Annotated in this window: 13 protein-coding genes; 11 read left to right on the forward strand and 2 right to left on the reverse strand. The window is 46.6% G+C overall.

Going from position 1 to position 15,685, the window contains the following annotated elements:
• Window positions 1-379: 379 nt before the first annotated feature.
• From HVY19_RS00300 to HVY19_RS00350, 11 genes are read left to right on the forward strand one after another with little or no spacing between them, the layout of a single operon-like run.
• Window positions 380-1,795 carry an undecaprenyl-phosphate glucose phosphotransferase gene (locus HVY19_RS00300; protein ID WP_181684187.1) on the forward strand — a complete coding sequence of 472 codons (1,416 nt, stop codon included), beginning with the start codon at window positions 380-382 and terminating at the stop codon, window positions 1,793-1,795.
• Window positions 1,785-3,071, forward strand: coding sequence for an outer membrane beta-barrel protein (locus HVY19_RS00305; RefSeq protein WP_001220593.1), 1,287 nt, complete (start codon window positions 1,785-1,787; stop codon window positions 3,069-3,071). Before HVY19_RS00300 ends, HVY19_RS00305 begins: the two co-directional genes overlap by 11 nt.
• Before the next feature lies 1 nt (window position 3,072).
• Entirely contained in the window at window positions 3,073-3,630 is a 558-nt protein-coding gene (locus HVY19_RS00310) for a polysaccharide biosynthesis/export family protein (protein ID WP_181682468.1), read from the forward strand.
• A gap of 2 nt (window positions 3,631-3,632) precedes the next feature.
• Window positions 3,633-5,765 carry a tyrosine-protein kinase domain-containing protein gene (locus HVY19_RS00315; protein WP_181682469.1) on the forward strand — a complete coding sequence of 711 codons (2,133 nt, stop codon included), beginning with the start codon at window positions 3,633-3,635 and terminating at the stop codon, window positions 5,763-5,765.
• Window positions 5,762-6,973 (forward strand): capsular biosynthesis protein, encoded by a 1,212-nt coding sequence (locus HVY19_RS00320; protein ID WP_181682470.1) that lies wholly within the window; start codon window positions 5,762-5,764, stop codon window positions 6,971-6,973. Before HVY19_RS00315 ends, HVY19_RS00320 begins: the two co-directional genes overlap by 4 nt.
• Window positions 6,970-8,340, forward strand: a complete 1,371-nt coding sequence (locus HVY19_RS00325; protein ID WP_181682471.1) for a capsular biosynthesis protein — start codon at window positions 6,970-6,972, stop codon at window positions 8,338-8,340. Before HVY19_RS00320 ends, HVY19_RS00325 begins: the two co-directional genes overlap by 4 nt.
• Window positions 8,341-8,344: 4 nt before the next feature.
• Window positions 8,345-9,334: a glycosyltransferase gene (locus HVY19_RS00330; RefSeq protein WP_001060707.1), complete on the forward strand. Its 990-nt coding sequence runs from the start codon at window positions 8,345-8,347 to the stop codon at window positions 9,332-9,334.
• A gap of 13 nt (window positions 9,335-9,347) precedes the next feature.
• Window positions 9,348-10,559 carry a glycosyltransferase family 4 protein gene (locus tag HVY19_RS00335; protein ID WP_000698458.1) on the forward strand — a complete coding sequence of 404 codons (1,212 nt, stop codon included), beginning with the start codon at window positions 9,348-9,350 and terminating at the stop codon, window positions 10,557-10,559.
• Between the two features lies 1 nt (window position 10,560).
• Entirely contained in the window at window positions 10,561-11,673 is a 1,113-nt protein-coding gene (locus HVY19_RS00340) for a glycosyltransferase family 4 protein (protein WP_000078678.1), read from the forward strand.
• Between the two features lie 2 nt (window positions 11,674-11,675).
• Entirely contained in the window at window positions 11,676-12,083 is a 408-nt protein-coding gene (locus HVY19_RS00345) for a hypothetical protein (RefSeq protein WP_000198515.1), read from the forward strand.
• A 22-nt stretch (window positions 12,084-12,105) separates the two neighbouring features.
• Window positions 12,106-13,509 (forward strand): DUF4832 domain-containing protein, encoded by a 1,404-nt coding sequence (locus HVY19_RS00350; protein ID WP_181682472.1) that lies wholly within the window; start codon window positions 12,106-12,108, stop codon window positions 13,507-13,509.
• Between the two features lie 47 nt (window positions 13,510-13,556).
• Here the strand turns inward: HVY19_RS00350 and galE are convergent, their stop codons facing one another.
• Together galE and HVY19_RS00360 are read right to left on the reverse strand one after the other, a co-directional pair.
• Window positions 13,557-14,576 (reverse strand): UDP-glucose 4-epimerase GalE, encoded by a 1,020-nt coding sequence (gene galE, locus HVY19_RS00355; RefSeq protein ID WP_181682473.1) that lies wholly within the window; start codon window positions 14,574-14,576, stop codon window positions 13,557-13,559.
• Window positions 14,577-14,652: 76 nt separating this feature from the next.
• Window positions 14,653-15,579: a hypothetical protein gene (locus tag HVY19_RS00360; protein ID WP_181682474.1), complete on the reverse strand. Its 927-nt coding sequence runs from the start codon at window positions 15,577-15,579 to the stop codon at window positions 14,653-14,655.
• Window positions 15,580-15,685 lie beyond the last annotated feature (106 nt).

The raw sequence follows: 15,685 nt of genomic DNA on the forward strand, positions 1-15,685 counted from the left end.
GGTAATAGAAGTCCGTAGATTACAAATGCCACCTCCTGTGTAAGTTATTGAGCTAACATTTATATTTCTAACGGGATCAATGGTTAACGTCTCCTTAGCCTGGGCTATAACGGGAATTCATTTATCTCATTCATAAGACTCAGAAGCAGTATTGTAGTGACTCAGATTCGGAATATCCTGAAGAAATCTCATTTTTTTTCGAATTGAACCCAATAATCACAGTAATGTATCGTTGCAGATTAATAGGGACGGTGCATGGAATGCACTGTATGTTAGGGATTACGCTGAGATAAATAACAACCCATCCATCAGTTAATTTTATTAATGGTTTTTTACCATTGTAAATGACATGTGGTGAAAGGTTGTTGTAGTGTTTAATATGTCGACATGTTCATTAAAATTCAATAGTGAAGAATGTTCTGCATTCATCAAGGTGCTTGATTTCACTGTAATCAATGCAACATTGATTACAAGCGCCTGGTTCTTTGAAACGAAGTATTTTGGTACGGCAGTATTATTTTGTCTGCTCTTCTCTACTCTCTTTTTGTTATTTTCAGAATACACAAAGGTATACCAACGGAAAATCAGGAAATTTCGTTTTCGTGATTTTAAAGGGATTCTCGGCAGTGCATTACTGGCTATAGTTCTTTGTGAAGTAATCAGGTATACGCTTGCACAAGTATATCCTCAGGGGGATTTTAACTCGCTGGGTGATGATTTTGTTTCCCCTATTGTCGTATGGTATCTATTACCGTTTCCTGCTCTTTTGTGTATTCGCTATTTACTTCTTAAGTATACGTCCAGAAAAAGCACCCGGGTGGCAATTGTTGGTGTTACCGAAAACGGCCTGGCAGTTGAAGAGGCATTGCGAAACGAATACTCAAACATGCAGCTGGACCTTGCTTTTTATGATGAGCGGGATTTTTCGCGGCTCGATGATGTAGCAAAGAAGATTAAAAGTCCATTTAAGGGTTCGGTACAGACACTGGTCGAAGAGGCCAGACGAGGGAATGTTGATGAAATTTATATCGCTCTGCCGATGGTTGCTTTGCAGCGTATCCGTCATTTTCTGTCGATGATGTCAGATACTACGGTGGATACCTATATTGTTCCTGACTTTTATACTTACAGTAACAATATGTCCAAATTTCGCAATATCCATGATCTGCATACCATTGCTATTTTCAGTTCGCCGTTCGAAGGAGTGAGTTCATTTATCAAGCGTGCGGAAGATCTGATTGTGGGCAGCATTATCATGGTTATGATTTCCTTATTAATGCTGATTATTGCGATTGGCATCAAACTGACTTCTCGTGGACCTGTATTTTTTAAACAGGATCGGTACGGGCTAAGCGGACAAAAGATTAAAGTCTGGAAATTCCGCACCATGAAGGTCATGGAAAACGATGATGTCGTGAAACAAGCCACGAAGAACGATCCTCGGGTGACACCCTTCGGGGCCTTTTTACGCCGCACTTCTCTCGATGAGCTGCCGCAATTTATCAACGTCATTCAGGGAAGTATGTCAATTGTTGGCCCCCGACCCCATGCGGTTGCACATAACGAGCTGTACCGTAAGCAGGTTGAGAACTACATGATACGTCATAAGGTAAAACCGGGGATCACTGGTCTTGCGCAGGTCAACGGCTTCCGTGGGGAAATTGATACGCTCTATAAAATGGAAAAAAGAGTTCAGTACGACATTGAATACATCAAGAAATGGTCTTTATGGCTGGATATAAAAATTATTATTAAAACAATTTCTAAAGGGTTTGTCGGAAAGAATGCGTATTAAACTTTTGGCCATTACCGGAATTGTCATTCTACAACCGGTATGGGCCGAACCCATCCCGAAATCACATACAGGCATTGCGGGGGTAGATTTTCAAAGCGACGTTGCAGCGAATTATGGTTATTCAGATAACATCACCTTTCAACCACACAGCAGCAAGGAGAAAGATTCTGTATTTCAGAGCATTACGCCGACGTTAAGTATGGTAGGCGAGCGTTTTCAGGATAAATATTTGCTGATGTATTCCGGTGACTACCGTCGTTACGATAAGGACTCTGCCGACAACTACAACGATCATTTTTTCCGTTTTAACGGCGCATGGCGATACGGGCTGAAACACGGACTGACCCTGAATCTAGAAGATTCTCTGGGGCATGAGGAGCGCGGGCGCGGAATTACAGAAGGTTTTGTCCAGGAACAATTTAGACAGTTCGGTATTACGTCTCCTTTGAGCCCCCATTTTGTGAATAGCGAATTGCGTTACAGTTATGGTGCACCTGAAGGACGCGGCAAGGCTGAGTTGGCATTACAGTATAAAAAGTTACGTTTCGGTAAGACGGGCGGGGTCCGTAATGCTGATGTAGACTTTTACAATTATCTCCTTGAGCAGGAGTGGTACGAAAATAGTCTTATTGCTGAAGTTTACGACCAATATACCGCGAACACACGTTTTCGTTATAGTTTTATTACTAACCAGCGTCGATACGATCGTTTATCTGAAAAAGATAGCAACGAGTACTATTTGCGCTATGGAGTAAAGTCCCAATTATCGGACAAAACAAACATCGACATGAATGTCGCGTGGTTGTATAAGACGTTTGAGAATAATGCCAACGCTCGAAATTTTAATGGATTGAATTGGGACATACAGGGAGAGTGGAAGCCGCTAAAACAGTCTGTTGTTACGCTACATACTTCACAGAATATTAAAGATCCGTCCGAGGTGGGTGGATATATTTTATTCACCAAATATGGTGTTTCGTACCAACACTTTTGGTTGGGGGATCGTTTTTCTACTACCCTGGATTATTCTCTTAGCCGGGAGGATTACAAAAAACAGGACAAAAATCGTCGTGACAGGAATGGCGTGTTTACGATGAAAATGAGTTACGACTATACCCCTTCGGTTAACGTTGAACTCAAGTATCTTCTGAATAAGTTGGATTCGAATAAGAATACGGATTCGTTCTACATTGGACCTAACGACGAGCGGGAAGTAACAAGGACGTTAGGTTATGACAATTCAATGATTATGCTTACTGCTAAGGTTCAGATATAAAATGAAAGTAATCAATTTGTGCACATTTTTACTGTGCAGTATTTTGTTGGTGGGTTGCTCATCCACCCGACCGCCTTTAACAGACGACGCGTCGACTGTCACGGAGAGTTATATTCTGGGTGCCGGCGATACGGTCAATATCATGGTTTACGGTGAACCCGAGATGACCATGAAATTTATCATCGATAAAAGCGGCGCTATTACTTTCCCTTATATCGGTAAACTGATGCTGAAAGGGAAAACGGCAGAGCAGGTGGGGAAAGAAATTACCCAGAAGCTACGTGGGCATTATTTGCAAAACCCAATGGTCACCGTCAGCATCGCAGAATTTCGTAAATTCTATGTCTCTGGAGAAGTTAGAAATCCCAATGGTTATGCCTATGAACCCGGCATGACTGTTGAGAAGTCTATTGCCCTGGCGGGTGGGTTTACCGATCGCGCGGATCGCAAAGATATCAATATCCGACTCTCAGGGAATAATGAACTGCTTGAGAATGTGGCATTGACCCATTCTGTCCGTCCTGGGGACGTAGTGATCATTGGAATGGGATTTTTCTAACGATGAAATTATCAATAGTGGAAAATGGAAAAAAACGGGAAGAGACCGTCGACGTTTCCAGATTTGCCAAAGAAATTAAAAAGAACGCCTGTAAGATTGTACTTGCGGGAATTATCAGCGGTGCAGTTGCCTACCCATTAATCAGCATGCTGTCATCAAAATATGTCTCAACAGCTACGGTGTTGCTAAAGGCTCAGGCTGATAACGTTTCGCCGTTCCCACAGGTGGAAGATTTTGATTCCACGCGCACCGGCTACTATGAGACGCAATATGCCTTGATGCAGTCGCGTATTGTTCTGGAGAAAGCGGTTCGCGAGTTAAAGCTGGATCAAAACCCAGACTTTATTGGCAAAAAAGCGGATGAAAAGGCCAGCAACAGCGAAGATGCTGAACAGCAGCGCATTGAGCGCGCGCTGAACACGCTGCAAAAAAATCTTACCGTTAGCGGTATTCGAACCACTAATCTGGCGACAGTCTCTTATGAGTCGACATCGCCACAACTCTCCTCTGAGATTGCCAACGGCGTCGCACAGGCGTTTATCGATTATACGTTGGACCAAAAGCGGCTGAAGACAGAAAAAGCCAGAGAAGTAAACCTTCAGAAAATGGAGGAAGTGCAGAAAGAGATCGCGCAGCAGAAAGCCGATATCGATAACTTCCTGGCGAAAGAGGGCTTATTAACGTTCCGCGGCATTGATGGCTTCGAAACCGAGCAACTCAGCATTGTTACCAACCGTCTGGCCGATGCTACCCAACGGCGTATTGCGGCAGAATCTCTGGAAAAAGCCGTCAGCGCCGGGGGCCGGGTCTCTCTGGATAACATCATTTCATTACCGACGATCTCTAACCATGCGCAAATTCAGGATTTGCGTATCGCCATGATTCAGGCGCAGCGGTCTTTGTATGAGTTACAAAAATCATATGGCCCGAAACATGCGAAGATCCTGGAAGCGCAGGCTCAGGTGAAGGCTATTCAGGATCAGATGGGCGTGGTGCTCAGTGAGCTTAAAAAAGGCATTCATCAGCAATATCTGGCCGCGCTGGCGGATGAAAAGGATTATCAGGCGCAACTTGATCAACAGAAAGAAATTTTTCAGAAACTGGCTGAAAAACGCAGCCTGTATAACAGCCAGAAATTGTCACTGGATAAACTGGAAGATCTTTATAAAACCCTGTATCAGCGGACCCAGGAACTGTCTCTGTCCGGCATTAATGCGGATGCAGTGCTGTACGATCCGGCTGTCCCGGCAGTGAAGCCATCTAAGCCAAATAAAGCGTTACTGTTAGTGATGGTGGTGGCGCTGGCCATGGCCTTCTTCTTTATGTACGTCATTGTAAAAGCGGCGATGGATAATTCCATCAGGACGCTCGGACAAGTGACAAAACGACTGGGCGTCGTCTCACTGGGTGAGATCCGCCGCATTGCGGGGGCCGGGAACCGTGCACAGGTTCGCGATTTGATCACGCGAAACCCCTTGAACGCCGACATTATCCACAGCATTCGTACACAGATTTTGTTGGATAACCGCCCGCAGCAGGTTCTGGCAATCTCCTCTGCAAAGCAGGGTGAGGGGCGCTCTTTACTGGCCAGTCTGCTGGCAAACTCCTTCAGCTTTGATCAGAAAACCTTACTGCTTGATTTGGATTTCTTTAACCGTGATGGCCTGTCCGCCGAGTTTTCAACATCGACCTCTGCGGGAGTTGCAGAGCTGTTGCGTGGAGAAGTGACACTTGACGCTGCGCGGATCACGCTTAGTGACACGCTGGACTTTTTACCCCGCGGAAAAGCGAACGCTTCGTCTTTGCTGATGCTGTCTTCGGAACGTTTTGAACCTCTCATTCGTGACCTGCGAAATCGCTACCAGCGGATCATCGTCGATGTCTCTGCGGTGAGCCAGAGTCAGGACATCGAGCTGATTAGTCGGGTGGTTGATGGTGTGGTTTTCGTTGTGCAAGCGGGGGCTGCGTCCGTGGAGACGCTGCGGGCGGCGCTGGCGAAAGTTGACGCCAACCAGGAAGTGGTCATGGGAGCGGTACTCAATCTGGTTGAGGAAAAAAATCTGCAGACGAAAGAGAGTCTTCGCTCGCTCAATATCACTACTGACGAATTGATGAATACCACAGGTCGGTTATGAGTTTATTGAAGAGTGCTTCCACTATTGCCGGGTCGTCAGTCATTTCGCAACTGATTGGCGCCTTCTCAATCTGGTTAATCTCGTATAAATACGATCTCGCGGAAGTGGGCCTGTATGCGCTCAATTACAGTATCGCTGTGATCGGAGCGCAGGTATGTACCTTTGCGTCCCAATTGCTTATTCCTAAACAATCGGAAGAAGAGTTAACGCAAAATGTGGTGTTTTGCCTTCTGCAAAGCGCGATTCTGGCGCTGCCTTACGCGCTACTGACGGCGTGGCTATTCCATCAAAACGTGCTGTTTCTCTATCTGTTATCGCTGTCGAACGCATGGGTTCTGATATCGGAAAACCTGTCACTGCGCACGGGTAATTTCCGGTTTCTCATCTTCCAGCGTATTTCGGTGTCAGTCGTCGTGGTGCTGTCTATTGTACTGACGAATCAGGTTCAGATGTTTTACTGGACCTGGGCCAGCGGCATGATGCTGCTAACCATCAGTTGTATCGCGCGATCTTTTAATTTCCGTACGGTCACGGCGCAGCATCTGTCCCTGAAAAGCAACCTGGTGTTTTTCAGGACGCATTTTCACCATATTTCGCGAGTCGGGAGTGCCGAAGTATTGGCGATGGCTAACAATAATCTGCCGATCATGCTCATAAACTTTTGGTTTTCGGCATTAACGGCGGGCTATTTTTCCGTGGTCAGTCGCTTCTGTCTGTCACCGGTGACCATTGTCGGGAATGCGGTGCGTAATACCATTTTCTCAAAGTGGTCGATCGACTTCAGAAATAACACGTTTAACTATCCGGAATACCAGCGGGTTCGTTTCCTGCTGATGGTGCTCGGGGTGATATGTACCCTGGGGGTGTTTATTTTTTATCCTATTGTGATGCATCTTGGTTTCGGTGAGGACTGGATCAATTCCATTGATACCTCGCGTTATATGCTGCCCTATCTATTCCCGGCGCTGGCGGTCAGTCCTCTCACCGTCATCGAACTGATTTTTGGATCACACCGATATTTCCTGCGTATTCAGCTGGAACAACTGGCAATCGTACTGATCGCTTTTGTAGTGACGCCTTATTTCTATAACGACTATGCCACCTCGGTGATTATTTTCTCCGTTCTGACGTTTATTCGTTATGCATTCATTTATCTGGCGATGAATAAACGTGCGACGCTTTTGAAGAACAACCCGGTGATGCCATGACCTTAAATACCGGATTTTATCTCCAGATTTACACGTTCATAACCCTGATATTGTGCGGGCTAGTGCAATATTTTACCGGCATGCAGGCCGTTCTCTGGCTGCCATTTTGTCTCGCCCTTGTGATGGTGGGCCTGCTGGTCATGCAAACGCGTGACGGCACTCAGGGGTTGGATGATCAGGAAACCATCATTCTCGCGGTCTATTGTTCTTTCCTGGCGTTGGTCGGCCTTTCGACCTTGATCCAGGGCGGGCCAGTGGTGGCGATAATCGCGTTTAAAAACGAGATAGGCCTGTCGCTGGTCATGATCTGCCTGCTGTTGGGTTTTTGCCGCGAGTCGCAAATCTACCGCGTCACTCGGTGTTTATATTGGGTGTTTTACGCCCAGATACCGGTGATGTTCTATCAGGTATTTTTTGTCGTGCCTCAGCGTGTGGCCCTGCTCGGTGAAGATGAAAAGTGGGACTCGGTCGTAGGCACCTTTGGCGGTGATCCGATGGGCGGCGGAAATACCGCAGCGATGGGCTTATTTTGCCTGTTAATTATGCTGCTAAAGCTTTCTGAATATAAGCATGGGTTAACGACAATTAAGTCTTTGGTTCTGCATATTATTCTTGGTTTAGGGTTGTGCATTATTGGCGAAGTGAAATTCGTCATCCTACTTTCACCTCTGTTTCTGGCATGGGTGTGGGTCACGCCCGGCTATGTTAAAGATATCAGTAAGGTAAACCTGAAAGCGCTACTGGTGATTATCCTGGGTATGGTGCTGCTGATTACATTGGCAATTGTTATTCTTGCATCGTTCTATTCGGCTGCCTTTGGCACCGATCCGACTCAGAGCTCGTTAAGCGTCTTCTGGGAATCGTTAAGCTATATTTTTGACCCGAATTACATATTGTCGACCGGGGAGCTAGGGCGCTTTACTACCCTCTTTTTCTGGTGGGAGAATAATGATCTGCTAGGTATTTCCGGTACGTTATTTGGTTACGGACTGAATGCTACCAACAGCGGCAGTTCTGTTTCCCCGGGATTTTTGAATCTTATTTATAATTTAATTCTGGACTCCACTTCTCTGAGTATGTTGCTGTGGGAAGTTGGCGTCATCGGGACGGTATTATTTATTGGTTTATTCATCTTTATTCTAAAAGTCACTCAGGCCAAACCCGTGTTACGCCTTGAGCAATTAGATCAGCAGGATTTGCAATTGGTGAGTTTCGCACCTGCCTACAACGCTTTTGTTATTAGCTGCTTACTGAGTATCCCCTATAGCCAGATACTCATGATTACACCGATGTTGCAGTTTCTCTTTTATTTATCTCTGGGATGCAGTCTGGTAATTCGTCGAACCGTTCTTCGTAGTGTTGAGTAATTGTATGAACAATAAACCGTTTATTTCAGTGAGCATAAAAACGCTCAATGAATCTGAGTGTATTGAGAAAACTATCGATAGCATCCGTCAGCAGCTTAGAGGTTATCCACATAAAATTATCGTTGCCGATAGCCTGTCCACGGATAACACCCAACAACTGGCGGGTGACAAAGGGGTAATGGTGGTTTCGCTCACCGAGCCGGGCGATCGCTGTTGCGGCGTTGGACATCAGCTCGGTTATCTCTACAGCGAAGGGGATTACATTCTGCTGATGGACGGTGATATGGAGCTTGAACCCGGCTTTATTGATCGCGCGGTGACCTTTCTGGAAGCAAATTCAGAGTATGCTGGCGTGGCTGGGACGGTGGAGATGGATGAGGCCGCAAACTATGAGTTTATCTCCCGTAAACAGCGCCTTGATACGATCTATCCAGTTGGGGATTGCGACCATTTAGGTGGCGGCGGGTTATACCGTCGTTCTGCAATCAGAAAAATTGGTTATCTGACCAACCGCAATCTACACGCGTATGAAGAGGCTGAACTGGGGCTTCGTTTATTGGAACATGGCTATAAATTGCATCGCCTGAATATTCCTTATTTCCGCCATACGTCGTACACGTTGCCAACATTCAAAATGTTGCGCTACCGCTGGCGGAGTGGTTATTACCAGGGTATGGGCGAAATATTACGTAGCGCCTGGGGAAAACCGTATTTTTCAACCGTAGTGAAAATGGTAAAAAGCGAAGTGGTTTTTTTACTGTATTTGATGCTGTTGGTATGTTCAGTATTTACGCTGAATATGGATATTGTCGGCGTTGCGCTGCTGCCGCTACTTGTATTTATCGTACTTAAAACTATTAAGAATCGTTCGCTGGTTAATGGACTATACAGCGCTATGAATATGACCATTCGCGCTGCTGGATTATTGAAAGGGCTGATGCAACCGATGCGCGATCCGATTGTACCGCCTGGCAATAAAATCATTCATCGTTAATGGAGTTGACGAAATGAAAATATTACTAGTTAACAAGTTTTTCTTTATTAAAGGAGGTGCGGAAACCGTTTATTTTCAGGAGAGAAACTGGCTGAAAGCAGCGGGTGTCGACGTGGTGGATTTCTCCATGCTGCATGAGAAAAACTTTCCGTCCGAGTATGCTGATACTTTTGTCCGTAATGTTGATTACCACAAAGAAAGCACCCTTCTGGGCGAGGTGAAAACGGCGAGTAATTTTATTCACAATGCAGAGGCTTGCCGAAAAATGCGGACATTATTGCAGCGTGAACGCCCAGACATTGTGCACTTTCATAATATCTATCATCAATTAACCCCGGCCCTCATTAAGGTGGCCCGCAATTTTGGTTGTAAAACGGTTCTCACCGCTCACGACTATAAAATCGCCTGTCCGGCCTACTCCATGCTGAGGGACGGTAAGGTGTGCGATGCATGCCTGACCGGGACGGTATTCAACGCTTTTCGTTACCGCTGCCAGGAAGGTTCTGCGACGAAGAGTTTACTGCTTTCTTTGGAAGCGACCTGGCAGTCGATTGCCAGAAATTATCACATGCTCGATGTGATAATTTCGCCGAGTGAATTCCTGAAAGGGATATTAAGGCGCAAATTGCCGCATTCGCGGATTGATGTGATCGTCAACGGTGTCGATGACGACCCTGCGACAGACAAGACCGCCGATAAAGGCTACCTGCTGTATGTTGGCCGGCTCAGCCGTGAAAAAGGGGTCGCCACATTGCCTCTGGCACATCAGAAAATGCGCAACCGTGCGCCGTTAAAGGTGGTGGGCCATGGTCCACTCTACGACGAGCTGGTGGCCAACTACCCGGATGTCGAATTTTTAGGCTACGTACAGCAGGGGGAGGCGCTTAATACGCTGATTAAAGAGGCGCGCGCGGTGATCCTTCCTTCCGAATGCTATGAGAACTGCTCCATGTCGGTGCTGGAGGCAATGTCCTTCGCTAAACCGGTCATTGGTTCGCGGATTGGGGGTATTCCGGAACAAATTCGAGACGGTATCGACGGAGTTCTGTTTGAACCCGGGAATGTGCAGGATCTCGCCAATGCAATGGATTACATGATTGATTCCCCGGAAAAGGCCCGCGTCATGGGGCTATCCGCTCGCGAACGTCTGCGCGAAAAATATACGCTTCAAAAGCATATGGAAACGCTAACTGCGTTGTATAAGGAAATTCTGAGCTGGTCCTGATATGTCACAAAAAATCACGGTTCTCGGTACACGCGGGATACCGGATGTCCAGGGTGGTGTGGAAACACACTGCCAGAATCTTTACCCGGCTATAAAAAAGCAGTTTGATATGGATATCTGCGTTATCGCTCGCTCTCCCTACGTCAGCTATAAACAGACGTATTATAAAAATGTTGAAACATACTCTCTATGGGCTCCGAAGAAGCGATCGCTGGAAGCGATTGTCCATTCCTTCTTAGCCACGTTAAGAACCTGTTTCGATGGTTCTGATATTGTGCACGTTCATGCCATCGGACCCGGACTTCTGGTGCCACTGCTGCGTGTGCTAGGAAAGAAGGTGGTGTTTACCCACCATGGTCCAGATTACGATCGCCAGAAATGGGGGCGTCTGGCTAAAAGGGTGCTGCAACTGGGAGAGAAAGTGGCTGTTAAGTATGCCAATGAAGTGATCGTTATTTCAGAGGTGATTAATCAACTGATACGCACAAAACACTGTCGTGATGATGCACACTTGATCTACAACGGCGTCAATTTACCGTTGCCGTTAAAGGAAGAGACTGTGCGCACGGTGTTGGGACGTTACGCGCTGCAGCCGCAAAATTACCTGGTTGTCGTTGGGCGGTTTGTGGAAGAAAAAGGTATGCATGATGCGATTGCTGCCCACCGCAAACTGGGGCTCACGATGCCGCTGGTATTGGTGGGTGATGCCGATCATCCCACGGAATATAGCGTCCGCCTTAAAAAGATGGCTGCAGATACGCCGAACGTCATCATGACGGGGTTCCTCAAAGGTGAGGAATTGCAGGCTATCTTTTCTCAGGCGCGGCTGTTTTTGATGCCTTCATACCATGAAGGGTTACCGATAGCGCTTCTCGAAGCGATGGCCTATTCACTGCCCGCCGTGGTCAGTGATATTCCTGCGAATCTTGAAGTAAAATTGCCGCCAGAATCGTATTTCGAGGTCGGCAACGTCGACGCTCTGGCGCAAAAAATAGCAGCGTTGGTTTCCTCACAGCGGATTGACTACAGCGCCTGGCTGAAAAATTACGACTGGCAGGTGATCGCGAGAAAAACCGCCAGTGTCTACCATTCCTTAGCAAATAAAAAAGGTTAATTTTGACCCGTTCTGAACAACGTCCTCTTGTCATTGACCGGTTCTATGAAGCGCTTGACGAGCAAACTGCTGAGCAATTAACTGCGCAGCAGAAAGCCGAGGTTGAAAAGGCGATCATTGCGATCACGCTGGCCTCAAGGCATAGGGTGGATTTTCGCCGAAGCTTTCCGTTTTTCGGCAAGCGTTTTTATCTGGTATTTCTGATGGGCAGGGATATGCGTAAGCGATTCCGCCATGAGTCGACGTTGTCCAGTCTGCTGGCGGCTTTTCTGTTGTTATCTGGGCTTCTGTTTCTAACGTTTTGTGTCCTGCTGACGCTGTATATGATCAAATCCGCTTTAGGCATTGATGTGTTCCATGATTATCATGTTGGTATCTGGGACTGGTGGTTAAGCCTAAAAAATCAGTAGCAAAGATCTGTTTGAGAGAGTGATGAAACATCAGTGGATGACGGCCATATTCTGCCTGGTGTGCCCACTGTCGTCGATGGCGGCAATAACGACGGTAATGCCAACCGCGCTGACGGGGCCTTTAACCAATCCGGGCATGGGCGTGGCCAGTTTTCATCAGGGTTATGGTGAAAAACTGCCGCTGACGGAATACCCCGATACCGGCATTGAGTACGAACGTTTTTACTGGCGCGATCTGGAGCCCGAGGAAGGCAAGTATCATTTTGCGCGGGTGGATGACGCTTTTAAGTACGCAGCGGCACATCGGCCGGCCATGAATGTTGGTCTGCGATTTATGGCACTGGCCGAGCCGGGTAGCGGCTCCAGGATCCCCGACTGGCTGATAAAAAAAGGCATCAAAGGTACATGGACTGCGGATCGTAAGAGCTTCATTCCTGACTTAGCCGACCCGCTTTTTATTACCTATAGTCAACGACTGCTCCAGGCATTAGGTCAACGCTACGATGGCAATGACAATCTGGCGTTTGTGGATATTGGTGTGGTGGGATCATGGGGAGAGTGGCATAACAGCAACTTCCCTGAACTGAAACCTCTGTTGGAAAGAAACACGACGGAGGAGCTCGATCGGTTCGTCAATATGCATTTTTCAGCGTTTCCAAAGACGCCCAAAGTCATGTTGATAAGCGGCGGTAATAGCCTGGTGAATGCTGTGCGTAAGGGCGCCGGATGGCGTGCGGACTGCTGGGGCGACTTACGCATGTTTTCGTCAACGTGGAATCATATGGCCGATGATTACCCTCAGCGGCTCGAGGCAGCGCAGCGAGCCTATCCAGGCTTTAATGATGCATGGAAACGCGCACCGGTGAATCTGGAAATATGCGGGTATATGGCGCAGTGGCAACGCGATCAGCACTATACGCGCGAGGAAGTACAGAGGATATTTGATTGGGCACTGGCACACCATGCCAGCACGCTTAATCTGAAATCACGTGTTATCCCCGGTGAGTACCGGCAGATTGTCGATAATGCGCTGACTAAAATCGGCTACCGTTTTCGTCTGGTATCGTTAAGTCATGAGTCAGTAGGGCAGCCAGGCACCGCCCTGACGCTCAACAGCCGTTGGGTAAACGAAGGCGTCGCGCCGATTTATCTTCCTTATACGCTGTCATTCCGCCTCGTGGATGCTTCCGGGAAACCTGTAGCCAGCGGAGAATCGAAGGAAGATCTCCTCCGCTGGTTGCCCGGTGAGTATACGGTGGATTTTCTGCTGGATATGCCGCGGACAATGCCGGGAGGCAGTTACTTTATAGAGGTGGCGATTGTCGATAAATCGGGGGCGCCAAGGATCCGGCTGGCTAATGAGGGGCAGCAAAGCAGCAACTGGTACCGGATTTCAAAGGTGACTGTTCTGTCATCGACGCAATGAAACGATGGGCGTTGATGGCCCATCGTGAAGAGGATCTAAACTGAGGATCAGACGCTGCGATAGCCGTTCGGGTTATTTTTCTGCCAGTTCCAGGTATCACGCATCATTTCTTCAATAGTGTGGGTGGCCTGCCAGCCCAATTCCCGCCGTGCTCGGGACGGATCTGACCAGCATTCTGCAATATCTCCTCCTCTCCTCGGTGCAAAGCGGTAATTGATTTTTGTCTGCGCCGCTTTTTCGAACGCGTTCACAAGGTCGAGTACGGAATAGCCGATACCGGTGCCAAGATTAAAGACTTTATACGCGTCACCTTTATCCTTATTGTCCAGTGCTGCCAGATGGCCATGGGCGAGATCCATTACATGAATATAGTCGCGTACGCCCGTACCGTCCGGAGTGGGGTAATCATTACCGTACACGGATAGTACTTCCAGCCTGCCAATGGTCACCTGAGCAATATAAGGGACCAGATTGTTCGGGATCCCATTGGGATCTTCACCAATACGTCCTGACGGATGCGCCCCGACTGGGTTGAAGTAACGCAGACAGGTAATACGGAATTCAGGCTGAGCTCGCGAAAAATCTTCCAGAATCTGTTCAACCATATATTTGGATGTGCCATATGGATTAGTGGTACCGCCCGTACGGGAGTTTTCATTGAGCGGTACGCGATCCGGGTTGCCGTACACGGTGGCCGAAGAACTGAATATAAAGCTGTTTACGCCGGCCGCACGCATTTCCTCGAGCAGAACCAGTGTGCCAGTGACGTTATTCTGGTAATAAGAGAGCGGATCTTTTATCGATTCAGAAACGGATTTTAGACCTGCAAAATGAATCACATCAGTAATATTATGCGACGCAAAAATCTTCTTCAGAAGATGTCTGTCCATCACGTCGCCTTTATAGAAAATGGGTTTCTTCCCGGTTAATTCTGCAACTCTTTCCAGAGAGGTTTGCGAAGCGTTAGAAAGATTATCAAGAACTACAACGTCATCATTCCTTTCCTGGAGAGCCAACACAGTATGCGAACCTATATATCCTGCGCCGCCAGTGACGAGAATTGTCATAAAATATCCGTATATATAAAATGCTAATGACTCGGTGTTTCTGCTTAATGCGTTTTTGCCACAGCAATATCCTTTATTATCGCCAGGCCAATTGAAGTGTTCTGTATTTAACTATGAATTTATACGCTACCTTTTTTAAGAAAGAAAATGGACTAAAGACATTTTTTTTGGTGTCATAAACGATATAGTTATCGGAAAAGTTAAGTGTATGTACTCCGTCACTGTTATTGAGAGATGGAGGGATGTTATCTACGAGGCTTTCTTTAAATGTTGATATATCTAAATTATTTAACTCCTTGATAAAAACTGATTTTCCATAAGTATCTGGCGTACATTCCTGCGTCAGGATATACATTTTATTATCGATGGTATACGGACCACCCGCGCTACGATTGTGTTCATTACAGACTTCAAGTAATGGCGTTATTTTTTCCCATTTTCCAGTTACTTCAGGCGCGGTATGAATGACCAATTCATTTTCCATCGAGGTCGACATTAAATAAAAGCGTTCATTAACAGTAAGTAACACATTGTCGGTAAGCGGAGCGTCTGAGAGTAAAACCTTGACTTGTTTCCAGCGCACCGGGAAATCGATCGCCTGGAATAATATCACCTCTTTTCTTTCTGAGGATTCCGGGATCATATATAAAGTTCCATTTGTGGTGAACAGGAATGGAAATGACAGATGGCATTTTAAATTATCAAACCCCTCCAGTTTCACATCATCCAATTCTTTGAGGTTTTTATCCAGGATACGGCATCTCAGAATACCCTTTGAGTTGCGAAAATTAAATGCCTCATAAAAAATATACAGCTTATCCTCTTTCTCAAGAAGAAACGGATCGGCCTGAAAAGTGAATTTCTTTTTTAATCTTTGTGCTGTTGAACGTCTCAGTATGTCCAGAGTGTTATCGGGAAAGGAATGAGAACCATCGTTTTTAATAACCATGATATCCCAAGACTCATGAAAGAATAACATATTTAATATACGATTCCATTTCATTTCATGAAGTCCACTTATTGATAGAATTGAAAATCATCAATAACATAGAGGTTGTATACATGCTATCGTTCCATCGATAATTCACAGATACATTATTCGTAGAGGC

The sequence above is a fragment of the Citrobacter sp. RHB25-C09 genome (genome assembly GCF_013836145.1).
Classification (GTDB): Bacteria; Pseudomonadota; Gammaproteobacteria; order Enterobacterales; family Enterobacteriaceae; genus Citrobacter_A.

Excerpts from the sequence above, each read along its gene's own strand:
- HVY19_RS00300 (WP_181684187.1), top strand. The coding sequence starts at position 380 with ATGTCGACATGTTCATTAAAATTCAATAGTGAAGAATGTTCTGCATTC.
- HVY19_RS00305 (WP_001220593.1), top strand. The coding sequence starts at position 1,785 with ATGCGTATTAAACTTTTGGCCATTACCGGAATTGTCATTCTACAACCG.
- HVY19_RS00310 (WP_181682468.1), top strand. The coding sequence starts at position 3,073 with ATGAAAGTAATCAATTTGTGCACATTTTTACTGTGCAGTATTTTGTTG.
- HVY19_RS00315 (WP_181682469.1), top strand. The coding sequence starts at position 3,633 with ATGAAATTATCAATAGTGGAAAATGGAAAAAAACGGGAAGAGACCGTC.
- HVY19_RS00320 (WP_181682470.1), top strand. The coding sequence starts at position 5,762 with ATGAGTTTATTGAAGAGTGCTTCCACTATTGCCGGGTCGTCAGTCATT.
- HVY19_RS00325 (WP_181682471.1), top strand. The coding sequence starts at position 6,970 with ATGACCTTAAATACCGGATTTTATCTCCAGATTTACACGTTCATAACC.
- HVY19_RS00330 (WP_001060707.1), top strand. The coding sequence starts at position 8,345 with ATGAACAATAAACCGTTTATTTCAGTGAGCATAAAAACGCTCAATGAA.
- HVY19_RS00335 (WP_000698458.1), top strand. The coding sequence starts at position 9,348 with ATGAAAATATTACTAGTTAACAAGTTTTTCTTTATTAAAGGAGGTGCG.
- HVY19_RS00340 (WP_000078678.1), top strand. The coding sequence starts at position 10,561 with ATGTCACAAAAAATCACGGTTCTCGGTACACGCGGGATACCGGATGTC.
- HVY19_RS00350 (WP_181682472.1), top strand. The coding sequence starts at position 12,106 with ATGAAACATCAGTGGATGACGGCCATATTCTGCCTGGTGTGCCCACTG.
- galE (WP_181682473.1), bottom strand. The coding sequence starts at position 14,576 with ATGACAATTCTCGTCACTGGCGGCGCAGGATATATAGGTTCGCATACT.
- HVY19_RS00360 (WP_181682474.1), bottom strand. The coding sequence starts at position 15,579 with ATGAAATGGAATCGTATATTAAATATGTTATTCTTTCATGAGTCTTGG.